22 protein-coding genes and 1 tRNA gene are annotated in these 24,659 nt (G+C 37.7%); 11 read left to right on the forward strand and 12 right to left on the reverse strand.

The window, feature by feature from the left end:
• Positions 1-128: 128 nt before the first annotated feature.
• The 7 genes from ACNR9Q_RS00170 to alaS all read right to left on the reverse strand — a co-directional run bounded on the left by ACNR9Q_RS00170 (position 129) and on the right by alaS (position 9,446).
• Entirely contained in the window at positions 129-752 is a 624-nt protein-coding gene (locus ACNR9Q_RS00170; protein WP_419212559.1) for a DUF4230 domain-containing protein, read from the reverse strand.
• 67 nt (positions 753-819) lie between these two features.
• The gene (locus ACNR9Q_RS00175) at positions 820-1,476 is read right to left on the reverse strand and encodes a response regulator (protein ID WP_419212560.1); all 657 of its coding nucleotides are present in this window, start codon (positions 1,474-1,476) and stop codon (positions 820-822) included.
• Positions 1,460-3,445, reverse strand: a complete 1,986-nt coding sequence (locus ACNR9Q_RS00180) for a tetratricopeptide repeat protein (RefSeq protein ID WP_419212561.1) — start codon at positions 3,443-3,445, stop codon at positions 1,460-1,462. The genes ACNR9Q_RS00175 and ACNR9Q_RS00180 overlap by 17 nt, the downstream gene beginning before the upstream one ends.
• 350 nt (positions 3,446-3,795) lie before the next feature.
• On the reverse strand, positions 3,796-4,866 hold the full coding sequence (locus ACNR9Q_RS00185; RefSeq protein WP_419212562.1) for a hypothetical protein: 1,071 nt from the start codon (positions 4,864-4,866) through the stop codon (positions 3,796-3,798).
• A gap of 74 nt (positions 4,867-4,940) precedes the next feature.
• Positions 4,941-5,921 (reverse strand): GSCFA domain-containing protein, encoded by a 981-nt coding sequence (locus ACNR9Q_RS00190; protein ID WP_419212563.1) that lies wholly within the window; start codon positions 5,919-5,921, stop codon positions 4,941-4,943.
• Positions 5,918-6,766: a tetratricopeptide repeat protein gene (locus tag ACNR9Q_RS00195; RefSeq protein WP_419212564.1), complete on the reverse strand. Its 849-nt coding sequence runs from the start codon at positions 6,764-6,766 to the stop codon at positions 5,918-5,920. Before ACNR9Q_RS00195 ends, ACNR9Q_RS00190 begins: the two co-directional genes overlap by 4 nt.
• Before the next feature lie 64 nt (positions 6,767-6,830).
• The gene (gene alaS / locus ACNR9Q_RS00200) at positions 6,831-9,446 is read right to left on the reverse strand and encodes an alanine--tRNA ligase (protein ID WP_419212565.1); all 2,616 of its coding nucleotides are present in this window, start codon (positions 9,444-9,446) and stop codon (positions 6,831-6,833) included.
• A 104-nt stretch (positions 9,447-9,550) separates the two neighbouring features.
• On the opposite strand from alaS, the gene ACNR9Q_RS00205 reads away from it, so the two are divergent.
• The 5 genes from ACNR9Q_RS00205 to ACNR9Q_RS00225 are packed head-to-tail and all read left to right on the forward strand — an operon-like array spanning position 9,551 to position 12,672.
• Positions 9,551-10,528: a M23 family metallopeptidase gene (locus tag ACNR9Q_RS00205; RefSeq protein WP_419212566.1), complete on the forward strand. Its 978-nt coding sequence runs from the start codon at positions 9,551-9,553 to the stop codon at positions 10,526-10,528.
• Positions 10,528-10,857: a MerR family transcriptional regulator gene (locus ACNR9Q_RS00210; RefSeq protein WP_419212567.1), complete on the forward strand. Its 330-nt coding sequence runs from the start codon at positions 10,528-10,530 to the stop codon at positions 10,855-10,857. Before ACNR9Q_RS00205 ends, ACNR9Q_RS00210 begins: the two co-directional genes overlap by 1 nt.
• A 10-nt stretch (positions 10,858-10,867) precedes the next feature.
• Complete coding sequence (locus ACNR9Q_RS00215) at positions 10,868-11,467, forward strand: LemA family protein (RefSeq protein ID WP_419212568.1); 600 nt, start codon at positions 10,868-10,870, stop codon at positions 11,465-11,467.
• A 7-nt stretch (positions 11,468-11,474) separates the two neighbouring features.
• Positions 11,475-11,912, forward strand: coding sequence for a TPM domain-containing protein (locus tag ACNR9Q_RS00220; protein ID WP_419212569.1), 438 nt, complete (start codon positions 11,475-11,477; stop codon positions 11,910-11,912).
• Positions 11,893-12,672: a TPM domain-containing protein gene (locus ACNR9Q_RS00225; protein WP_419212570.1), complete on the forward strand. Its 780-nt coding sequence runs from the start codon at positions 11,893-11,895 to the stop codon at positions 12,670-12,672. The genes ACNR9Q_RS00220 and ACNR9Q_RS00225 overlap by 20 nt, the downstream gene beginning before the upstream one ends.
• 19 nt (positions 12,673-12,691) lie before the next feature.
• Here the strand turns inward: ACNR9Q_RS00225 and ACNR9Q_RS00230 are convergent, their stop codons facing one another.
• The 5 genes from ACNR9Q_RS00230 to ACNR9Q_RS00250 form a co-directional block, all read right to left on the reverse strand.
• A complete protein-coding gene (locus ACNR9Q_RS00230; protein WP_419212571.1) occupies positions 12,692-15,475 on the reverse strand; it encodes an outer membrane beta-barrel protein in 2,784 nt (927 codons plus the stop codon).
• A 133-nt stretch (positions 15,476-15,608) separates the two neighbouring features.
• Complete coding sequence (der, locus tag ACNR9Q_RS00235) at positions 15,609-16,913, reverse strand: ribosome biogenesis GTPase Der (protein WP_419212572.1); 1,305 nt, start codon at positions 16,911-16,913, stop codon at positions 15,609-15,611.
• A 71-nt stretch (positions 16,914-16,984) separates the two neighbouring features.
• Positions 16,985-17,698, reverse strand: a complete 714-nt coding sequence (locus ACNR9Q_RS00240; RefSeq protein WP_419212573.1) for an acetyltransferase — start codon at positions 17,696-17,698, stop codon at positions 16,985-16,987.
• Positions 17,699-17,859: 161 nt separating this feature from the next.
• Positions 17,860-18,744: a GTPase Era gene (era, locus tag ACNR9Q_RS00245; protein WP_419212574.1), complete on the reverse strand. Its 885-nt coding sequence runs from the start codon at positions 18,742-18,744 to the stop codon at positions 17,860-17,862.
• The gene (locus tag ACNR9Q_RS00250) at positions 18,731-20,095 is read right to left on the reverse strand and encodes an alanine/glycine:cation symporter family protein (RefSeq protein WP_419212575.1); all 1,365 of its coding nucleotides are present in this window, start codon (positions 20,093-20,095) and stop codon (positions 18,731-18,733) included. Before ACNR9Q_RS00250 ends, era begins: the two co-directional genes overlap by 14 nt.
• 187 nt (positions 20,096-20,282) lie before the next feature.
• Between ACNR9Q_RS00250 and ACNR9Q_RS00255 the strand changes: the two genes are divergently transcribed.
• The 6 genes from ACNR9Q_RS00255 to ACNR9Q_RS00280 all read left to right on the forward strand — a co-directional run bounded on the left by ACNR9Q_RS00255 (position 20,283) and on the right by ACNR9Q_RS00280 (position 24,593).
• Positions 20,283-20,355 (forward strand) — tRNA-Met (locus ACNR9Q_RS00255).
• Between the two features lie 16 nt (positions 20,356-20,371).
• On the forward strand, positions 20,372-21,745 hold the full coding sequence (locus tag ACNR9Q_RS00260; RefSeq protein WP_419212576.1) for a tyrosine-type recombinase/integrase: 1,374 nt from the start codon (positions 20,372-20,374) through the stop codon (positions 21,743-21,745).
• The gene (locus tag ACNR9Q_RS00265) at positions 21,746-22,729 is read left to right on the forward strand and encodes a hypothetical protein (RefSeq protein ID WP_419212577.1); all 984 of its coding nucleotides are present in this window, start codon (positions 21,746-21,748) and stop codon (positions 22,727-22,729) included.
• A 119-nt stretch (positions 22,730-22,848) separates the two neighbouring features.
• Positions 22,849-23,361, forward strand: coding sequence for a ribbon-helix-helix domain-containing protein (locus ACNR9Q_RS00270; protein ID WP_419212578.1), 513 nt, complete (start codon positions 22,849-22,851; stop codon positions 23,359-23,361).
• Complete coding sequence (locus tag ACNR9Q_RS00275) at positions 23,358-24,407, forward strand: AAA family ATPase (protein ID WP_419212579.1); 1,050 nt, start codon at positions 23,358-23,360, stop codon at positions 24,405-24,407. The genes ACNR9Q_RS00270 and ACNR9Q_RS00275 overlap by 4 nt, the downstream gene beginning before the upstream one ends.
• Before the next feature lie 3 nt (positions 24,408-24,410).
• Positions 24,411-24,593: a hypothetical protein gene (locus tag ACNR9Q_RS00280; RefSeq protein ID WP_419212580.1), complete on the forward strand. Its 183-nt coding sequence runs from the start codon at positions 24,411-24,413 to the stop codon at positions 24,591-24,593.
• Positions 24,594-24,659: the final 66 nt, after the last annotated feature.

The following is a 24,659-nucleotide window of genomic DNA, read 5'->3' on the forward strand; positions in this document are numbered from 1 at the left end:
AAAACATGTGGTAATTCCTACATTTCATAGGATTTGAATTAATAAGTCCTTTCGTCAAATTGGTTAATCAACTCTAATTTCGGTTTAAAAAAGAACGAATCTACAAGGAACAATTCCCAGATTGGTAGTCATGGCAATAGTGAATCCAATTTTTGTAATTCACTCGCATTATGTATTTTATGGCCGGCGTAAGTTAACTGCCAGCCCAGAGAATTAGTAAGAATGTAAAACTTTTGCAGTTCACTGACCAACCTATTCTCGGCGTTGGAACGTAAAGAAGATGCCTCCACTTTTTTCATCAACGAATTCGTCACGGTCTTTTTTATTTTATTATAATCTGCCTCATCGAACTGGTTAAGATAATCAGCCGTGACATCATAATATTCAAAATCCGGATTTAGTTTTATTTCAGGTTCAGGTATGCTTTTTATTCGTAACGTTTTGGCTTCTTCATCAATTTCAAAATCGATTTCACTTAAATCAAAGGCCACGGTCACATCTGCATTTACAACCACCAAGGCCTTCTTTTCGGCACGCAGTAATTGCCCGAACAGTTCTTTGGAATCTTTATAATTATAGACTTCTGAAAAGTGCCCTTCGGTAACTATCAATTTAGAAACATTCGCAATTTCCTGCTGAATGAGCATAGAGTTTTCTTGAAGAATGGATTTGTCTTTCTTATCGGCCGTACAAGAACGTACGATAAAGACAAAAGCCAAAGTAATAAGAACACCTGCTATAAATTTTTTCATAATACTCAGTTCAATACATTGTCTCTTTAAAAAGCTAATGTGATGCTCAAAAGTATTGAATCTTTTATCAAATCAAATTGATTCGTTTGGCCTTTTCTACAGCCTCCAATTTATTGTGTACATGAAGTTTCGAATAGATATGTTCGATGTGCTTACGTACCGTACTTGGTGATACATGTAGATTATCGGCAATTTTAGTATAACTCAACCCACTGCTCAATTGCTCTAAAACCTCTTCTTCCCTTTTCGTAAGTGCTACAATTTCTTCATTTAGAAAGTACTTTGTTCCCAAAGGATTTCTCAATAACCTCAGCGCCTTAAGTGCGATGGTAGGCGTCATTGCAGCGCCTCCTGTCATGGTTTCGTGAATTCCCCTCATTAAACTTTCAGGATCAATATCCTTCAGCAAGTAACCATCTGCACCCGCCTTTATCGCATTGAAAATATGTTCATCATTATCAAAAACAGTTAACATCACAATCTTAATTTGAGGGTATTTATTCTTAACGATTTCGGTCGTTTCAATACCATTCAAAATGGGCATTTCCACATCCATTAAAATCATGTCCAAACGAGAATCTACCTCTAACTTTTTCAAACAATTTGAACCACCATCCGCGGTCCATTTGACACGAATATTGTGAAAAAAAGATAATTTATCCGTTATGGCCTTAATCAGAAATGAATTATCATCTACTAGTGCCAATCTAATTTCTCTTTCCATAACGTACAGGTAATTTTAAATTCACAATGGTACCTTTTTGTTCATCAGCATTGATTTCCAATTTACCGTCAATCTCTTGTGCCCTTTTGTGCATGTTGTTAATACCATTTCCCAAAAGCACATGTTTTTGGTCAAAGCCAGATCCAGTATCCTCAATTTGAATATGAAAAAAATCACGGGTCTGATATATATGAACGGTTATCTTTTTAAATTCCTCGTCATCCTTCGAGAATGCATATTTTAAAGCATTGGTTACAGACTCCTGAATTATGCGGTAAATATGGATTCCTTCATTGGCGGTAAAAAAGTGGTTTTGATCAATAACGGTGTCGAACACAAACTCAAAATTGATATCTTTTGAAGAGGTATCGGCCTGACTGATGAACGAGATTATTCGATAATGTAAATCTTCGAAACTTATAGATTCCTTGTTCATTGCCCAGATAGTATCCCTCAACTCATTGATGGTATTCTTTGCGAATTTGCTTAATCGACTTAATTGTGCCTTTATTTCTTTATCACCATTTCTAAACCCGTAACCCAAGGTGTCGATGGTGGAAATTATAAAAGTTAAATTGCTTCCAATACTATCATGCAAATCCCTTGAGATATGTAAACGTTGTTCCTGTAGTTGATTTTGGGTTTCTATACGCAATAAGGCGGTCTTCAATTGGGCCTCCTTTAGTAATTGAGTGTTTTTAAGAAGCTGCTGCCCGTAAAACAAATAGCCAATAAGACCTAATAAAAAAGCTAGAGCCAAAGAACCATAAATCATAGTATTCTTCCTTTTGATTTCCAACGCCCTTTTCGCCAATTGCTCGCGTTGCTCGAACAACTCCTTTTCTTTCTTGGCCGTTTCATATTTGGTTTCCAATTCTGCCAATGCCTTGGCATTACTCTCCGAGAACAAAGAATCTTGCAGCGCAACGTACTTTTCCAAGGATTTTCTTGCAATATCGTCGCGATCGAGCATGAACAGACTTTCAGCCCTATTCAAATGGATATCTATGGCGTAGGTCTCAAGGTTTGGGTTTTTCTCTAAAATCCTTAGACCTTCTTCGGCATATTGCAAGGCTTTTTGGGGTTCTTGCATTTTATTATACAAGGCCACGATATTATTATTGGCGCTTAATTTACCTCTACTGTCATCATGATTTCCTTCCTTCGTATTCAGCGCAGATAAATAAGAGTTCAACGCATTTGTCAAATCTCCCTTTAGGCTATAGACATTACCAAGAGTGTCGTACAATTTATAGAAGTCCAAATAATTTCCAGAAGACTTCGCCAATTGAATCCCCCTATTCAAAATCTCTATCGCCTGATCCAACTCACCTAGGCTTTTAAGGCAAATACCAATATTGTTCAATGAGGCTACTTGCTCCCTTTGCAGTTCATATTTTTCCCGTAGGTCCAATGATTTTCGATGGTATTCGAGAGCATCTTCGTACATGTTCATCTCTTGATAGATCAAGCCGATATTATTCAAAGGGGTAGCCGTTGCCTTTTGATTCCCCAAATCTTCGTTCATTTTTAAAGAATCAAAAAAATAAGCCAAGGCTTTTTTATAGTTAGAGCGGTTCCAATGGAACATTCCCAAATTATTCAAGCATTTTGCTTCTATAAGCGGAATTCTCTTTTCCCTACTTAGTTTTAGGGCTTTTGAAAAATAATAGTTTGCAGAATCTGATTTACCAATAACATCCATATAAATACCATGGGTATTTGTCATTTGGGCTATCCCGAAGTAGAATTTGTTTCGATAGGCAATACGCTCTCCCTCTTCGATAACGGCTTGAGCTTTTGGTGCGTCACTAAAAATATATCTAAACGCAATAGCATTTAAAGCTTCTATTTGAAGCGAATCGTTCTGCGACAATCTAGCTACTTTTAACAAGCTATCTAATTCTGATTTTTGAGAATGAACCCCAAGAGAACAAAATATAAAATAGAACCAAAAAATTCCTCTCATGGGACCATACGTTTAAACGGGCATAAATTACTTGAAATTAACCACATGAAAAACCTCATCTATATTCTACGTATTAAAATTATAAAGTTTCATACAGGTTAGCCGTCTCTCAATTTAGCCCTTCATGTCTTTCATTTCTTGTGGATACAATTTTACCTTGGTACTAGTTTCCTTAAGATAAATTGATTTCCCAATTTTAAAAGACCGAAAACATGCCTAAAGTAACGATGATTGTACCCTCTAACTACGAACCAAGGCAATCGCATCAAAAAGTACTTAAATTTAAAAAAGCCGAAGACTTTCAACATCTTCGGCAGTGCGAACTTTAACCAAAAAAAAACCAATGAAAATTATTTCAATGCCTTACTAAATTCATTTAAATGATATTCCAAGAATTTTTTACCCGCTGCCGTGACGCCTTCGATGTATTTTTCAGTGTCCACGTCTATGATAGAGGTTTTTGAAGAGGTTCTGTTTTCTGCTCTATACGTCTTTCCAAAATAATTGGAGGTCCCAATAACATCTACCTCTCCTTGCGCATAACTTTGGATTTTCTTTTCGTCTAATACCCCGCCAATGGTGAAATCCTTTTTTAAGGTACCCGTATATGTGGACTCTGGACTACCCCCAATATTATATTTGCCAGCAACAAAATAAATGCTATTAGCGCCAGTCGCATACTCGACTTTTTTTCTGAACATCAAACCTTTATCATCGCTTTTTGCAGAAACCGCCTCATTGGACACTAAACTTAATCGAGTCTTGATTTTGATGTTGGCCGTATTACCTTGAAAAGCATATAGATCTTTCATGAAAAAAACATATAAATCAACATCTACGACAATGGCATCGTCAAGATCTTTGGAAAGATTTTGAGGTGTTTTATCCATTGCAGAAAATTTTTCCCCAAAAAACTTGCCCACTTTAGACTTTTCCTCATAGTAAAAAGAATAGCCTTCTGGGTAGGCGATGATCATACCTGGCATTGCCGAAAGTTCTACCTTGGGCCCGGCGTCCTTTAACCAGCCACTATAGGTCTCTGTTTTTCCGGCGGTGTCTACCGGTATGATTTCGAAACCTTTACTTTTAAGGTCGGCCACAAAGCCTTGATAAAGGTTGTCTGCAATAGTCTGGAAGTCAGCTTCGGTAAGATTTCCTAATCCTACCATTAATTCTGCCGTTGCGTCACCCCTAACACCTCTATCCCTGAACAAGGCACCTCCCTTTTTCGTTTTTTCCTTTTCATTGAATAACTGATAGTTAATGGAAAAATTGGAAATGTAGATCCGTTTATTGCTCGCTTTCAATTTCCCTAGACCAAAGGTGGCATCCTTTGGATTAAAATCTCCTAATTGCTGTGCGTGAGAGGTAAAACCGATAAAAAAAAGAACACTCCAAATTAATTTAAAGTTGATTTTCATTTAGATTAAGTTTTATGATTTACACAAAACTCATTAAAAAGAGTACACAAGAAAATAGGGCAATTGACGTATTTTTAATCGAACTTGATAGCAGGATGCCTTTTCTGTAGTTCTTCTATCTTATTTCCTAACTTTCTCAAAAACAATTGATGGCTTTGAGATTCTTCGTTGAAAGGCCTATGTACCAATCCTTTTTGAACGGCGTCCACTTCACCCATTAGTTCATACGTACTTTCGGAAATATGTGATTGCCTAAATCTTTCCCAGATATAAGCGATAGCCGTTTCACTTGGGTGAATCATATCTGAAGCGTAAAAACGGTAATCACGCAATTCGTCCATCATGATTTCATAAGACGGAAAATAGACTCCCTTAACCTCTGAAGGAGATGCACCTTGTGTTTCGACGGAAAACGTAAGGTTACGATGTATAGCGCTAATTAAATTCGCCTTGCTCCATTGGTTTTTTACAAAGCCGTCTTTTAAATGACGGACAGGCGAAACAGTGAAAATTACTTGCGCACTAGCATTTACAGAATGTAGCAGAGATCGCATCGTTTTTAAGCTTGCTTCAATTTCTTCTACACCCAGTAATTCTTTACTAAAAGTCGTTTGCGGTACTTTATGACAATTCGCAACCGCCTTGCCACTTTTTTGATGACGATAAACCCAGGCCGTTCCCAAGGTTATAATGACATGGGTCGAGTGCCGTAAAGACTCCAGAGTATCTTGTAGTGCTTTATTTAACGTATCGACCAATTGTTCCTGTGACGCGCTACTCACATCAGAATGAGCGTCAAAACAATGCCATCGCTCATTTAAATAGAAAACTTCTTCTTCCGTATATTCTTGTTGATGGATGGCCCTCGTAATTAGATTTTCTATCGCATGTGGATGAAAAAGAATCCCGAAAGGATTACGTAAAACCTGAAACTTATAATAATCGAACTTCGCACCGATATTTTCAGAAAAGCAAGAACCTAAAAGTAACAACCGACTATCATAATCGATTTGAAGTTCAGCTTTTGTAAGGGGTACTTGGATCTGAAGTTTCATTTTGGACGCACACTTTCGTTCAATTTATGAAATACTTGATAAGGATAGATTTCATAAATGGCATTATCCTCGTTAATCGAGTTTTGTCCATTTTCAAAGGCTAACTTTTCAAACTCTGCTCCCTCTTCTAAATGACCCAACTTGGTCATACTTCTACCTTTAAAATACAGGGCATCGGCAAATAAATCATATCCTTTTAAAGACATATCAAAAGAATCAATTGCGTCTTGGTAATTTCCCAGTTCAAAATCAGCTACACCCAAATAATACCAATCCAAATAATGACAGGCTTCCTGTGGGGGATCCTTTGGAAAATCGGCGAATTGCTGCTCTTTGCTCAACAATAAGAACTCTTTCGCCCTCTCGAATTCATTAAGCTGTAAATAGTTCAATCCTATGTAAAAATTATAGGTATGATCCATCACATAACCATCTCCATAATCATTCTTTGCCTGAACAAATTCAGTGATAGATTTAATATAATCTTTGGAAAAAATACATTTCATAAAAGCACTGTAATCCAAGTATTTTTGAGGATCATTCTCCACCGCTTTCGCTAAAAAAGGTTTCCCCAATTGATACTTTCGAGTCTTGAACAATGGCATTGCTTTTTGTTGCCAAAGCCACGCGTTCGTTGGTTGAATGGATAAGGCCGAATCTAACATTTGTTGATGTTCCATTGAATGCAGCGGAGCTTTTAACGCTTCGCTGATAAATACTTTCAACCTCAGAGAATCCTGCTTTGTCAACATCGATTCGGCGGAGATATCACTAGACTTTTCTTGATCGCGTTTTGGGGAATTGCAGGCTGCTACAAGTAGTAATAGGAGAATGTACTTTTTCATAATGTAAGCTTTTTAATTCTCCTTTGGAACTCCTCCAAAGAAATGATTTTGACTATTTGATAGCTTAGCCTAGAAAGGATTTTGCTTTTTGGAGCGCCTCTTCTATGCCCGCCGGATTTTTACCCCCAGCCGTTGCAAAGAAAGGTTGGCCACCACCGCCACCTTGAATATACGTACCAAGCTCACGTACAATACCACCTGCGTTTAAGTCTTTGGCAGCTACCACTTCTTTAGAAATATAGCAAGAAAGTAGTGCTTTTCCATCGTGTTCGGCCGCGAACAAAAGAAAAAGATCGTTTCTGTTTTGGCCCATTTCAAAGGACAAGTCTTTGATTCCTGCGGCATCCAAATCTATCTTTTTTGCTAAAAAGTGTATGCCGTCTATGACCTGTAATTCTTTCAACAGGTCCCCTTTAAGGTTCATCGCTTTATCCTTCAACAATTCAGCAACCTGTTTTTTGAGTCCACCGTTTTCTTCTTGGAGACTTGTCAACGCTTTGAGAGGATCTTGGCTATTACCCAAAACTTGCTTGATACTGGACAGTAATTGTTCATTTTCCGAATAAAAATCCTTAACCGCATCACCCGTAATCGCTTCTATACGTCGTATGCCTGCAGCCACAGCTCCTTCAGAAATAATCTTGAACTGCCATATTTCAGAGGTGTTCTTAACATGGGTACCTCCACAAAGTTCTATCGACTGGCCAAACCTAATGGTACGTACCGCATCACCGTATTTTTCGCCGAAAAGTGCCATCGCACCCGCCTCAACGGCTTCTTTCATGGGAACATTACGCTGTTCTTTCAACGGTAACTGCCCGTCTATTCTCGCGTTTACAAAATTTTCTACGGCGTTTAGTTCATCTTGGGTCAGTTTTGCAAAATGGGAAAAATCGAACCTTAAATATTTCGAATGTACGGAAGAACCCTTTTGCTCTACATGTTTCCCTAAGACCTCCCGTAGTGCCTGATGCAGTAAGTGCGTAGCGGTATGGTTGGCTTCGGTACGTTGACGTTGTTTATGGTCAACAACAGCTTTAAAGCTTTCCTGTAAATGCTCGGGCAGGTTTTTGGTAAAGTGGACGATTTCGTTGTTTTCCCTTTTGGTATTCAAGATATAGACCACATCACCGTGTACGTCTTCCAAGTAACCCTTATCCCCCACCTGACCGCCTCCTTCCGCATAGAAAGGAGTAAGGTTAAAGACCAACTGAAATTGTGTTCCTTCTTTTTTAGAAACGATTTTGCGGTATTTCGTGATTCTTACTTCGGCCTCCAGAGTATCATACCCGACAAATTCTTGTTCATAATCAGTTTGTAAAATTACCCAATCTTCTTTTGAGATTTCTGATGCCGACTTAGATCTTTTCTTCTGTTGCTGCATGGCCGCATTAAAACCAGCCTCATCCAATTCATAGCCTTTTTCACCCAATATCAAGGCCGTCAAATCTATAGGAAAGCCAAAAGTATCGTATAATTCGAACGCTTGTTCCCCATTTACAGTCTTGCCTTTGGTGTTATCTAAAATAGAATCTAAAAGCACCAAACCTTGATCCAATGTCTTTAAAAAAGAATGTTCCTCTTCCTTGATTACATTTTCGATCAATTGCTTCTGCTCTTTTAATTCTGGATAAGCGTCGCCCATGGTTTTGGTAAGAACATCGACCAACCTGAACATAAATGGTTCTTTCGTATTCAAAAAGGTAAAACCATATCGAACGGCCCTTCTCAGAATCCTTCGAATTACATAACCCGCTCCCGTATTGCTAGGTAATTGTCCATCGGCAATAGAGAACGACACCGCCCTAATATGATCAGAAATTACACGGATGGCAATATCGACTTCCTCTGTTTTACCGTATTCTGAATTCGTTATAGTTTCTATTTCACGGATCAGCGGGGTGAATATATCGGTGTCGTAATTGGATTGTACACCTTGCAATACCATACAAAGTCGCTCAAAACCCATACCGGTATCTACATGCTTGGCAGGGAGACTTTCTAAAGACCCATCGGCCTTACGGTTGTACTGCATGAACACCAGGTTCCAAATTTCTACCACCTGCGGATGGTCTTGGTTCACCAAGCTAGCACCCGATACCTTCGCTTTCTCTTCTTTAGAGCGTATATCCACGTGGATCTCCGAACAGGGACCACAGGGACCTTGATCGCCCATCTCCCAAAAGTTATCCTTTTTATTCCCTAAAATAATACGGCTCTCGGGCACTATCTTTTTCCAAAGTTCAAAAGCTTCGTTATCCATTTCAAGCTGATCGGAATCTTTACTTCCCTCGAACACTGAAACATACAAACTTTCCTTATCTATTTTACATTCTTTGGTCAAAAACTCCCAAGCCCAAGAAATGGCCTCTTCCTTAAAATAATCGCCAAAACTCCAGTTGCCCAGCATTTCGAACATCGTATGGTGATAGGTATCTTTACCTACTTCTTCCAAGTCATTGTGCTTACCACTTACCCTAAGACATTTTTGCGTATCAACGACCCTGGCATTTTTAGGTTGGGAAATACCTAAAAAATATTCCTTGAACTGGTTCATTCCCGCATTGGTGAAAAGCAGGGTCGGGTCATCTTTTATGACCATGGGTGCAGAACGTACGACCTTATGTTCCTTACCCTTAAAAAAATTAAGAAATTGACTACGTGTATCCTTGGAATTCATCTAAAATGCTAAGCTTTTACAAATTTTAACCGTTTCTATAAAACAATTTTTATATTTGTTTGTTCTGTTAAAATTAAACCACAAAAATAGGATAAATTACATTCATGTCTAAGGTAAAATACTATTACGACCCGGACACTTTGTCCTACCGCAAAATAGAACCTCAAAAATCTAAGCGCTATAGAAATATTGCCTTCTTTATTTTGGGAGCTTGCCTGTTTGGATTTTTAGCATTGATTCTCCTTTTAAACACAAACCTTATCAATACACCAAGGGAACTTTCATTGGCTCGTGAGGTTAAAAACTATGAACTCCAATACGAATTGCTGAATAAAAAAATGGAACAAATAGAAGATGTTCTTGGCAATATTGAAGAGCGTGACAACAATATTTACAGGCTATATTTTGAGGCGAACCCTATTCCCGATGAGCAACGTCGCGCTGGTTTTGGCGGCATTAACCGGTATAAATCGTTAGAAGGCTTCAATAATTCCGAAATGATCATCTCCACAACAAAACGGTTGGACATTATAAAGAAACAAATGGCAATTCAGTCCAAGTCTTTGGACGAGATTACCAAGCTGGCAGAAGAAAAGGAAAAACTACTTATGTCAATACCGGCCATACAACCCATAAACAACGAGGACCTGACCCGTATGGCTTCCGGTTACGGTTGGAGGTCTGATCCATTTACAAAAGCACGAAAAATGCATTATGGCATGGATTTTACCGCTCCCAAAGGCACGCCTGTTTATGCCACCGGTAATGGAACCGTAACCCGAGCCGATAATAATTCATCGGGGTATGGTAAGCATATTCGTATCGAACACGGTTATGGTTATTTGAGCCTGTACGGCCACTTGAGCCAGTACAACGTAAGACCTGGTCAAAAAGTAAAACGGGGCGATCTTATAGGATTCGTCGGAAGCACAGGCCGATCAGAAGCCCCCCACCTACATTATGAAGTTTGGAAAGATTCTGATCGGATTAACCCCATTAATTTCTACTACGGAAGTTTATCTCCCGAAGAATTTGAGAATATGTTGAAATTCGCTAATCAAGAAAACCAATCATTGGATTAATGCAAGTAGAACTCCCAGAAAAAAGATATTATGGTATTGGCGAAGTGGCCAATGCATTTGGGGTCAATGCCTCTTTAATTCGTTTTTGGGAAAAGGAATTTGATGTACTACAGCCTAAAAAGAATGCGAAGGGTAATCGAAAGTTCACCCCTCAGGATATTAAAAACCTTCAGTTGATCTACCATTTGGTAAAAGAACGTGGATTTACGCTAGAAGGTGCAAAAATTCATTTGAAGGAGGAAAAACAAAAAACCTTGTCTAATTTTGATATTATCCAAAAATTGGAGCGGGTAAAAGCTGAACTGATTAAAATAAAAGACCAATTATAATAACACTATCATGAAAAAAGGAATTATTGCGCTTATTGTAATAGCGGTAATAGCGCTCGGACTATACCAATGGGGTAAAAACTTCAACAATACGGCAATTGCCCTAAAAGAAACATCCACTAAAACATGGGCCAATGTAGAAAGTGCCTACCAACGTAGGAATGATCTTATCGGTAATTTAGTGAAGACCGTGCAGGGCGCAGCAGATTTTGAAAGAGGCACCTTAACGGATGTTATCGAGGCGAGGGCAAAAGCCACTTCTGTGAGTATCGATCCCTCTAATATTACACCAGAACAGTTAGCTCAGTTCAACCAGGCACAAAGTGGTTTGAGCAGTGCATTAAGTAAACTATTGGTTACCGTAGAGCGTTATCCCGATTTAAAGGCGAATCAAAATTTTCTTGAATTACAATCACAATTAGAAGGCACAGAAAATAGGATCAATGTGGCGAGGGATCGTTTTAACGCTACCGTAGAACCCTATAATCTACATATAAAAAAGTTTCCGAACTCCATTTTGGCAGGTATTTTCAATTTTGATGAATTGGCCTATTACAAAGCCGATGCAGGTTCTGAAAATGCCCCTGACGTGAACTTTAAATTTGATTAATCGGCCCATGTCAAAAGTAGAAGATTTTTTAACCGCACAGGAAGAGCAAGAAATAGTCGATGCCATCCTGAAAGCTGAAAAAAATACTTCGGGTGAAATAAGGGTACATCTTGAAGCGCATAGCAAGCTAGATCATTACGAACGTGCCCAAGAAGTGTTCCATCTTTTGAAGATGGACAACACCAAACATGAAAACGGCGTATTAATTTATGTTGCCGTAAACGATAGAAAATTTGTTATCTGTGGCGACAATGGGATAAACAGGGTAGTACCACCCAATTTTTGGAAAAGTACCAAAGACGTCATTCAAGAGCATTTTAAAAAAGGAAGTTACAAAGATGGTCTCGTGGCAGGAATCTTAATGGCCCGCACTGAATTGAACAGTCATTTCCCTTGGCAATCTGACGACACCAATGAATTAAGCAATGAGATATCTAAAGGTTAGCCTTCTTTTTCTTCTACTTTGGTGCAAACCAGTTTGGAGTCAATTTGAAATCCCTGAAAAACCGACCCTGCAAACCAGTGTCTACGACTATGTTTCTTTATTAAGCGAGCAACAAAAACAGACCCTTAGCCAGAAACTGGTTCGCTATTCCGATAGCACCTCGACCCAAATTGTTGTTACCATCATTGCAAGTACTCAAGGAGAGAACATTAATTATCTGGGAGCGCAATGGGGACAAAAATGGGGAATAGGGCAGAAAGGAAAGGACAATGGTATATTAATTATTCTCGCAAAAGAAGATAGAAAAATAGCTATAAATACAGGTTACGGTGTTGAAGGTTCATTGACCGATGCACTTTCTAAGCGCATCATTGAAAATATCATATTACCTGAATTTAGAACAGGTGATTACTATGCAGGACTTGACAAAGGTTCCGATGCTATTTTTCAGGTGCTCACTGGTGAATTTCAAGAAGACAGAACCTTTGACAGTAGTGAAGGGTTTCCTTTTTCATCGGTATTACCGTTTATCATTTTCATCGTTATCCTCTTTATCCTTTGGAGTAGGAAAGGCGGCAACAATGGCTCGGGCGGAAGACGTAGAGGTTTAAGTCCTTGGGACATGATCATCTTAAGCAACATGGGCCGATCCAGCGGGTCAAGCGGAGGCTTTGGCGGTAGCGGAGGATTCGGCGGCGGATTCGGCGGCGGATTCGGCGGCGGCGGATTCGGCGGCGGCGGTGCCTCTGGGGGATGGTAAAACCATCATCAAAAAAAATCTATAACCTCATAAATCTTGATCCTTTTTTTTCTGGCGGTCCACTACCTCCGAATGAGTCGAACTTAAGCGTAAAACTGGCCATAAAATACCTCTTAAGAACCGTACCTTGATAATCTTGGACAAAATCTTGCCCTGTAGTTCGTCTGGTATTTATATTTTGGTTCAATAGGTCATACCCTAAAAGTTTAATAGATCCTTTGTTTTTAAAAACCTGCAATCCTAAACTCATGTTCCAAAATATGGCATCCTTATCAAAGCCAGGGCCCACATTCCCATTAAATGAGTACGTAATATCATTACCCCAAATAAGATTTTTGGGCCAATAGGTCGTTGTCTTAAAAGATAATTTCTGTGAAATAAAATTAATGTCCTGTCGAGTACCTAGATTATACTTTGTAGTATTGACACTATACGTATATTCAGGTTCAATTTCAAATTTCTCCTTGTAATTAAAGGTCAAACCAATTCTTGGTGATACACTAAGTTGTTTGGCCTCCAATCGAAGACCATTGGTAAACCCAATATTTTTTTGCAGATTAACATAGGGTCTTAAATTTAATTTCAATGTATAGATACTATCTTTCTTGATCTGTTTAGAATAATTTACGGCACCGTAGTGGTTATAACTTCCATTGACGTTATCATAGGTCGTAGTCCTCACTAAATTTTCATCGGTATCGGTCGCATTAACAATTTGGTTCTCATTAAAATTAAAACCGGCATAAATAAAGAACCCTTCTCTGTCTTTCCAATTAAAATTGTTAAAATTAAAATAAACACTATGATTTATAGCCGGTAAGAGATCAGGTTTCCCAACGATAATGTTCAAAGGATTCGTGACATTGGGTATCGGTTGAATTTGATTTACCGAGGGTATATTCAAATCTGAGTCGTAGGATAACCAGAACCGTGTATTCTGACCAAAATTATAGCTCACGTTCGAGTTAAAAAGTACTTTCCCATAGCCTTTTGAAAAAGACACCTGTTGCAAACGATCCTGGTTTTTAAGGTCTACTGTATTATATTCCGCTTTTAATCTAAACCTAAGTTTTTTACCGTCCGTTCGAAATTCTAACGAAGGGATTTGCTCTTGCGTCTCAAATTCAAAATCGGAACTCAAGCTTTGATCAAAAATTGAATACTGCATTGTATTATCATCCAACTGAAATACAGACCTTTCATTTTTTTGGACCCTATCTTCAAAGCTATATTCAAAATCTAAAAAGACATTCTTGGCTAATGGTTGACGGTATCCGGCTCCTATTTCATAACGATCATTAGTGTTGTTCACCCTGGTTTCTTGATCTAGATTATTCTGGGTTGGATTATCCCCGAAAATCTTACTTTCAGAGCCTAGATTGGAAACCGTATTACCTGCAACATTGGTATTCTTGAACGTGACCCTAAAATACCTTCCAATCGTATCGAGTTTTTTCATAACCTCAAGTTGATTAGAAAAATTTCGTTGAAAACCATCATTCGTCTGCTGGCTAATGTTGGTGTTGATCAATTCCGCGTCCTCATTCGAATTAACCGTACGGGAAAAATCCAGTGAAGTCGTACGGCTTACGCTCATAGAAGGCTGTGCCGTAATCCGTAACGTTTCATCTAAATCAAATTGTAGATTTGCAGCGCCTTGATTAGAATTGGTAGTTCCACTAAAACTTGATTCCATATCGGTAAAGAAACGATTGTCAGGTAATAGGTTTTCCCTTGAGGTCTTCTCGTTGTTGTAGGAATCGCTGTAAGAAAAGAAATAGTTGGCATCTACTTCATATTCTTTCTCCTTTTTATTGGCATAGCTTCCTCCTAAATTAGATGAAGTTGTTATACCCTGCCCAAAACCGAACGATAGATCCCCAATGGAAAAGGCACCGCTATTATTAAAACTCACCCCTCCCCCTCTTGAATTACCAACCATTTCATACACCTCATCAAAAGAAAAACCAGAGTTGTTTATATTATTGCTACTCCCCAAAAAGCTTACTCTCTTTGTTTTATTGAAATAATTCAAAAGTCCGTTGGCCTGATATCTATCATCTTGCCCGTATCCTGCAGAAAGACGGCCCATAAATCCATTAGTCTTATCTTCTTTCAGTGTTAGGTTAATCGTTTTTGTCTTACCATCCCCTGCATCTCCGGTAAATTCCTGTTCTTTTGTCTTGGAATCTAAAATCTGGATTTTACTGATTAGTTCCTTCGGAAGGCTTTTGGTGGCGACTTTAGGATCATTACTAAAAAAAACTTGGCCGTTTACCAAGACTTTATCCACCTCTTTCCCATTCACTGTAATTTTACCATCACTATCAATCTCCACCCCTGGAAGTTTTTTAAGCACCTCTTCTACGGTCGCATCCGGTCGTGTTTTAAAAGAGTCAGCATTGAATTCTAAAGTATCCTTTTTTATGGTAATCGGCACGCGTTCCCCTACAACATCGATTCCTTTAAGTTCCTGAGCTTTTTCATCTAAAGAAATGACTCCAAGGTCTATGTTCTTTTTTAAAACAATATCCTTTTTTAAAAGTTCATACCCGTTGTATGAGAAAAAAATGACCACATTCCTATAATTGGTTTTTCCATCCAACAAAAATGAGCCATTCCCTTCAGAAATACTGTAGGTAATCAATGTACTATCATTCGAAGTTTCTAAATAAACCGTTGCAGCTTCCAAAGGCGATTTAGTACCTGAATCAATTAACTTGCCCTTTATTTGAAATTCTTGGGCAGGGACAAAAGAAAAAATAAAAATGATGAAAAAAATAGAAAGTGACTTTTTTAGCATCTCAAATTGGTTTGGGCGGTTTGTTTGAATAAACCAATATACCAATTCAACTAAAAAGTTAGTTTATAATTAACCTAAGATTATACTAAAATTCAGAATATGCCATTCGAACAAGTAGATCCTTACGAAAAACTTACTTCTTACGCATAAAAACGGTAATGGGCACTCCTGTAAAATCGTATTCCTCTCTAATCTTGTTCTCTAAATATCGCTTGTAGGGTTCCCGAACATATTGCGGTAGGTTACAGAAAAACGCAAATTGGGGGTACGGCGTTGGTAACTGTGTGCAAAACTTTATTTTAACGAATTTTCCTTTATAGGCCGGTGGTGGGTAATTTTCAATAATGGGCAACATGGTTTCGTTGAACTTTCGGGTAATAATTTTCTTGTTCCGATTATTATATACCTCGACCGCCGTTTCTATTGCTTTAAAAATTCGTTGTTTGGTCAGAACGGAAATAAAAAGAATAGGCACATCTGTAAAGGGTTCAATGGCCTTTTTTATTTTTTGGGTGTAATGCTTTATAGTGTTGGTTTCCTTATCCTCTACCAAATCCCATTTATTCACCAAAATCACAATTCCTTTATGGTTACGCTGGGCAAGCCAGAAAATATTCTCAACCTGACCGTCAAAACCACGGGTTGCATCTAGTAGCAATATACATACATCACAGTGCTCAATCGCCCTAACCGATCGCATTACTGAATAGAACTCAAGATCTTCTTTAACCTTTGCCTTTCGACGAATACCTGCGGTATCTACCAAATTAAATTCAAATCCAAATCGATTATATTTCGTATCTATACTATCACGGGTAGTGCCCGCTATGTCGGTTACAATATATCGTTCTTCTCCAATAAGCGCATTAATAAAGGATGATTTACCAGCATTTGGTCGTCCAACAACAGCAAACCTTGGCAGTTCGCTTTTTTCCTCTTCAATCTCAGGCAATTCTTTTACAAGGGCATCCAACAGGTCCCCGGTGCCACTTCCATTGATACTTGAAAGTGTAAAGTATTCACCTAGCCCCAAGGAATAGAATTCAACGGCATCTTCGGCCCGCTTGGCATTATCGACTTTATTAATTGCTAAAAACACAGGCTTTTTAACACGTCTCAGCAGTTTGGCAACATCTTCATCCATTCCGGTTACACCAGCTTCAACATCGACCATGAAAATTATGGCATCAGCTTCCTCAATAGCCAATTCGACCTGCTTGTCAATCTCCTTTTCGAATACATCATCACTACCCACAACATACCCACCGGTATCGATTATGGAGAACTCTTTACCGTTCCAATCGCTTTTTCCATAATGACGGTCACGCGTAACACCACTAACGGCATCGACGATAGCCTCTCTTCTTTGAATCAATCGGTTGAAAAAAGTTGATTTTCCTACATTAGGTCTCCCTACAATGGCAACAATAGCACCCATAGCTTAAATTTGGCGCAAAGGTAGTATTTAAAGTATCAATAACAATAGTTTATAAATTACAGCTCTCCGTTTCAGATTTTTTTGAGAATTTTTTCTTTGGAGATTTGTTGTTCTTTACAAGAATATAGATAAGGCTCACCAACCACTCTTTTACGAACTACCTTAGCCGGCGAACCATAGGCAACCAATTCATCTCCAAAACTATTAACAACTAGCGATCCAGCACCTATGACGGTATGACTCCCTATTTCAATTCCGTTTATAATATTCGCTCCTAAACTAATAGCAGAAAACTTTCCTAATTTCAGATTTCCTCCTGTAGATACTGAAGGCGCCAAACTAGAATAACTTTCCATTATACCATCATGCCCTAGAGAAGAATTGGTGTTGATTATACAAAAATCGTGAATGATGGAATTAGCATTGATAATCGTTCCTGGCATGAATACATTACCACACCCCATCATAACATCTTTACCTACTACCGCCTTTGGATGTATCGTATTGACGAAATTGAAATGAGGAACAACCTTGATTATTCTGTCGACAATAAGTTTTCTTGTCCAATTATCACCAATTGCAACGATTCCACCATCCAAATTAAATCTATTCATTAAATAAGGAAGATCAAATTCGCTTCCTAAAACCTCATATCCATTGATTTTAGTTCCTTTTCGTTTAAAGGAATCAACAAAGCCAATTACATTATATTTACCCTCTTTCTCAATACAATCTAAAACTACACTTCCGTGACCGGAAGCTCCAAAAACTATTATATTTCGCATTTCATCGGGATTTTACGCATTTTGTCGATAAATCAAAAATAGTATATTCCATCCAAATATCAACATTAAAATATAATTAGAGATAAATCTTTTATTTTAGAGGTCAATAATTAATACAAAACATGTAATGAAAATCATACAAATATTTGAATATCAATTATTTAATTATTATAACCAAACCGCTTTAACTGCCTTGCATCGCTTCGCCAATTCTTATTGACTTTTACATACAGCTCCATGTGGACTTGCTTTCCGAAGAACTTTTCAAGGTCTTTTCGAGATTCTACCCCAACACGTTTTAAAGCCGCGCCTTTGTGACCAATGATAATACCCTTCTGAGAATCGCGTTCAACCATGATTACCGAGCGCATACGAATGATGTCATCGTCTTCAAAAAACTCTTCAGTTTCTATTTCAACCGCGTACGGAATCTCTTTTTTGTAATGAATTAGAATTTTCTCACGAATCGTTTCATTGACGAAGAAACGTTCTGGCTTGTCAGTCAATTGATCTTTTGGGTAATACGGAGGTGCTACAGGCATCAGTTCTATGATGCGCTCAAAAACACCTTTGACGTTAAAATTGGATAAAGCAGAAATAGGATGTAATTCTACATTAGGCAACATTTCTTGCCAATATTGCACTTGCTCCTCCAGTAATTCTTGTGTAGCGGTATCAACCTTATTCAATAATAACAAAACCGGAATTTTACTATTCTTAATTTTTTCAAAGAACGCTTCATCCTTAAGGGCTTTCTCCCCTATTTCAACCATGTATAATAAAACATCGGCATCCTCAAAAGCAGATTTCACAAAATCCATCATACTGGATTGTAGCTCATACGCCGGTTTGATGATTCCTGGCGTGTCGGACAAAATCATTTGAAAATCATCTCCGTTGACGATACCCAGAATACGATGTCTAGTAGTCTGTGCCTTTGAAGTAATAATGGACAGCTTTTCACCTACAAAGGCATTCATCAAGGTAGATTTACCCACATTAGGGTTACCGATTATATTTACGAAGCCTGCCTTATGATCTGTCATCCTTTAATTTTAACAAGTATTTTTTCATTTCACCATTTACCTTAGGGGCCAACAAAAGTACGGCAATCATATTGGGAATTACCATAAGTGCATAGGACAAATCAATTAAATTCTTAACCAATTCCAACGAAGCCACCGCAGCAAATACTATCATTATCACAAAATACCAATTATAAAAGTGCCCAATTTTCGCATTGGTCAAAAAGGAAAGTGATTTTACTCCATAATAAGAATAGGTAAATAGTGTGGATAGTGCAAAGGCGGTCACAATGACCATCAGTAAGATATCTCCCCATCCAAATAACGTAGTCTCAAAGGCAGAAAGCGTCATTACAATACCACTGGCATCTTCAAGATAAGCCCCACTCAATATGATAACGATTGCGGTAAAGGTACAAACCAAAATAGTATCTATAAAAGGTCCCAACATGGCAACCAAACCTTCCCGAATAGGCTCATCGTTCTTTGACTGGCCATGATACATGGGTGCACTACCCAATCCCGCCTCATTGGAGAACATCGCCCTTCGAACCCCGATAATCACCAGTCCCCAAAATCCTCCGGTTGCTAAAGATTTAAAATTCCAGGCTTCCGTAATTATCATTTTCAGGGAAGGTATAATTTGTTCCGAATTTAAAGCCATAACGACCAAAACCGCCACCAAATAAACCGCCACCATAAACGGAACAATTGCCGAAGCGACTTTAGCTATTTTTGTCAATCCACCAAAGATCACAAAGGAAGTAATGATAGCTAAAACAATGCCGATGGTCCATTTCCAGTTCTCATCACTCATCTCGAAAAATGCAGAAGAAGGCTCCACTACACTCATAAAAGTCTCCGTAAACTGATTGGCGGTAAAAACACCAAGGAAACCGAACAACCCACAAGCAGCAAAAAAAGTAGCTAAAGGCCTGGCCCTTTCACCTAAACCTTTTGTTATATAGTACATTGGCCCTCCCTGCAGCTTGCCGTCCGAATCAGTTCCACGAAACATTATGGCCAAACTACAGGAATAGAATTTTATACACATCCCTATCAATGCGGTCATCCAAATCCAAAAGACAACCCCTGGCCCACCGTCATGGATTGCAATGGCCACACCAGATATGTTCCCCAAACCGACAGTAGCCGCAACAGCAGCAGATAGGGCTTGGAAAGAACTAACATCACCGTCCGATTTTGAATTATCGTATTTTCCAGCGGTAATGGCTAAAGCATGCCCAAAATAGCGATAGGGCATCAATTTAGAATAAAGCACCAGAAACAGTCCGCCACCTATAAGCAAAAGAAACATAGGCCATTCCGTATAGGGAAGTGCACTTGCTATAAAATCATTGATTGTATCCATAAAAAGCTAAAAACCGAAGTTATGGATTTTATGTTTTTTTACTGGCTAATGGTTAAAAAAGATTATTGAAATAAGATTTGACAATAGTAAAAATAGATTGTATATTTGTCGCCCGTTACAAATAGTAGCACTCATCTTGTCAGCGTAATGACCTGAAGTTGAAAAACAAATAAGATGAAACCCATATCGCGGGGTAGAGCAGTAGGTAGCTCGTCGGGCTCATAACCCGAAGGTCGCTGGTTCGAGTCCAGTCCCCGCTACTAAGGCTTAAGGTCAATGAAAACAACGGTTCGTGTTCGCACGAACCGTTTTTTTATGTCTTCAATTTCCGTACTTTTATTAAACGTACACGAAAACGTACACGTTTTACGCATGAAACTGAACTATTCAGAGCCTAAGATCTACACCGGAGGAATTGAAATAGACCAGTGGCCCAAGTTGTCTAAAAAAGATAGAAAGGCCGCACTGGATAAACACTGGTATGTCTATTATTCATTTAGACATCCTGAAACCGGCAAATTGGTACAACAGACCAGGATAAAGGCCGGAGCAAATAGGTTTAAGGACAAAGCAAGTAGATACCACATACTGAAACAATTGCAACTTGCCATGTCCATTGTCCTTCAGGAGGGTTACAATCCATATGGAGATAATGGGGACCTAAAGGTATATCTGAAAAATCGAGGTAAGGATAATACGGAGACAGTAGAAAAGCCGCAACCTACAATCCCAAAACCAATAGAAGAACCAACTTTTACTATTGGGAACGCCATAAGTCTAGGCCTTGAGATAAAGGAAAGTATTCTAGGCAGGGATTCGTTTAAAAAATTCAAAAGCCGGGTATTACGTTTCCAAAAATGGCTTATTAGCAATGGTATTACACAAAAACAAGATATCAAAGTGATTACCAAAAAGACCGTAATACAATATCTCAACCATGTAGTACACGAAACAAGTCCAAGGAACAGGAACAATACACGAACGGACCTGGCGTCATTTTTTCAGACCCTCGAAGATAATGAGGTCATCAAATACAATTACATAAAGACCATTAATAAGGTCAATGCGGTTCCGACTAGACATAAAACGTTCACCCCCGAACTTTTCTACAAAATCGATGAATATCTAATTGAGGAAGACAGAACCCTGCACTTGTTCATTCAATTTATTTATTATGGTCTTCTTAGGCCAATCGAAGTATGTAGACTCAGAATAGGTGATTTAAATCTAATAGAAAAAGAATTTACCGTGAAGGCCAAGAACCAAGCTGTAAAAACTAAACTAATCCTTGATACCCTATCTGAAAAATTACCCGACCTTTCAAAGTTCGATAAAAATGATTCCCTATTCAACATGAATGAAATCGGAGGGTCCTGGACAATAGACGAATCCTCCAAAAGGGACTTCTATACCAAAAAATTCAAGAAAGTTAAGGACCATTTTAACTTAGATTCAAACTATACACTATATAGTTACCGGCATACTGCAATTACGGATCTTTATCGGGATCTAGAAAAGACACTTAGTCCTAACGAAGTAAAAAGTAAGTTAATGCATATTACCGGCCACAGTTCAATGGCGGCTTTGGAATCCTATTTGAGAAGTATTGATGCAAGTTTACCCAAGGATTTTTCAAAACATATGAAATAAATGAAAAATGCATACTTTGGTCACATTAAGCGTTTCAGTTTTCCAGAAGGGAATTACGATTTAGAAATTAGATATTTACAAGAAAAATCCATTTTAGAAATAAAACCTAGCCTTTTTTCACCTATATACTTTGATGAAAACACCAAATTATGGTCCGCACCAGTAAACGAAAATTATTTAGAACATCAGTTTTATAATTTGAAGCCAAATGTATTACAAGCGTATTACAACTTTTTAATAAAACACTATCAAGAAAGAATTGATGCCCCATTCATTCGTTTTTCATTTGAATTGGATGAACATCTGTATGGTCTTGATAAAAAGGAACAAAAAAAGATAGCCCTTAAAAGTTTTAAAAAAGTATTTTCCACAATTGATTCTATTTTGGTAGTACCAGAAATTAACTTATCCCCAGAAGGTATCGAGCATCTTAAATCAATATCGAGACTTGACCTTTTAAAAAAATATAGAGACACTCTTAAAGCGACTCATAATATTTATGATGAATCTTTTAAAAATTACTTATTGGGGAAAATTGATTTTTTTAATGATTCTTTAATTGAGCGACATGCCAATTTGAGGTTTACTATCGATTTTGAATCCAAATTAAAAAAACTATTGAGTCTTAATGATCGTTTTAAATTTGAAGAGGACTATTACTTCGGTATTAATAATCAATTAAAAGAAAGATTTGAAAGACATCCCGAGTTATCATTTAATTTCCAAGTATTTAAATTCATCTATCAATGCATAACTAACATTGAAAAATCCGAATATGCTAATGTAGTTAGCTTATATTATTTTCTTTTTGATAATAAAATAATCAGAGAAGACGCAAATACCTTTAAATATTTTATAAATAATGAATTCAATCGGGATATTTCAAGAATAAAAATTGACAATATCACAAATAGAAAACATCAGCAAAGAATAGAAAATTTCACTGATTTATGGAGAAAATTTGAATCTCCAGAAGGCGAATAAGCAATTTGACCATAAAACCTTCCTGTAGTCCATAAAAAACCATTTCATGACCATGATTTTGACCATATATTTTTATGTAAAAAACATAAGCTTGCCGCTAAGAAAAAGCACAAGTTATTATGAAATCAACTATCAATCTGAGAATTGAGGAAGACCTTAAAATTTCTCTGCAAGAAATGGCCGATGATTCCGGCGTTTCCCTTTCTGATCACATCAGGGATATTTTACTCAAGCATTTGGATAATTTTATTGAAGAAATTCCCGAACCATATGAGGAAGAGGAAGATTTTGACGATTTGGATTATTTTACTCCCACCCCCTTTGAGAGAACATTCGAATTCACGCATTTACTTACCTGGTTGTTTTGCCGACAACTGCATCCACAGGATAATAATTCGAAAATAGTCCTTCAAGGTTTTAAAATCAAAGTAGAAAAGGTCCTTGCCGAAAGTACATTTTCCAATGAACTTAAACTAGAGTTCCTTAAAGTTCTTGGTGATCTGAACAGGATCATTATAGAACCTGACTACGAAAACAAACAATTCCTATTTCCAGTAATGGGTAATCATCTGTCTTTCAATTATTACCTATTGATTAATGAGATTTGGTCTCTTAAAACTACAATGCTATGATAAAGAAAAATAGTATTGAAAAAATCGGAAATCTTATTGAATCAGATGTTCAAAATCTAGAGAAGGAATTAACCAAAAAGTCATTTTCCCAAAATTGCCTAATCGTAAAACCGGTAAACCAATGGGTAGAGGAAGCAAAGACCCGCCCTATTCCTAATATGCTTTTCAGCGAACTATGGTACGAAAATGAACTTTGTATTCTCTATGCGGACACCAACGTAGGAAAGTCGATTATGGCCGTTCAAATTGCTGAAAGTATAAGCTCTGGTAAACCTATTGAAAATTTCAAATTCGAAGCATTCCCACAAAAAGTACTTTATCTGGATTTTGAACTTTCTGATAAACAATTTGAAAAACGTTACTCGGACAACTATGAGCGACATTTTAAATTTCATCCAAACTTTCTAAGAGCCGAATTAAATCCCTTGGCCGATATCCCTAAAGAATATAAGGGTGTAGAAGATTACCTCTGTGCTGAACTAACCAACATAATAAAAAAAAACGGAGCCAAGGTCGTAATAATCGATAACCTCACCTTTTTACAGAATGATAATGAAAAGGCTAAATATGCCTTAGAGTTAATGAAGCAGCTCAAAAAAATCACAAAGGAACTAAATGTTTCAGTGATGGTGCTGGCACACACACCAAAACGCGACGAAACCAAACCAATTAGCAAAAATGATCTTGCAGGCAGTAAGATGCTCATCAATTTCTGCGATAGTGCATTCGCTATTGGTTTTAGTACAGAGGACCCTTCTTACAGGTACATAAAACAAATTAAACAACGTAATACAGAACATTTGTACCATTCCGGTAATGTTCTGATTTGTGCATTGGGGAAAAATTCAAATTTCTTACAGTTTCGTTTCTTGTTTTACGATTCAGAATTAAATCATCTGAAACAGCCACAGAATAATAGTCTGAAGAATAGGGATATTGAAATGACCCACCTTATTTCTGAAGGATTATCTAATATGGCTATAGGGGAAAAATTAGGTATACACGAATCAACAGTACGTAAGAGACGGAATAAACTGAACATGTAATACATGAAAGCGTCCGATGTATATAATATAGCTAAAGCACTTCCTCAAGAGGAAATCGCCAGGTTGTACGATATGCTAAAAAAAGACGTGAATCAAAATTCGAAAATTAAAATCCGCAGAAAAAAATTACCTGATTTCACAGTTGAAGATGGATTAAGACATCTGCTGGAAAATTATATAAAGTAAAATCGATTCGTACCCTCGTACCATTTTAAAATGGTACGAGGGCACGACAGTACGAATGCAAGCAAT

This window comes from Maribacter sp. X9 (assembly GCF_048537565.1).
Lineage (GTDB): Bacteria > Bacteroidota > Bacteroidia > Flavobacteriales > Flavobacteriaceae > Maribacter.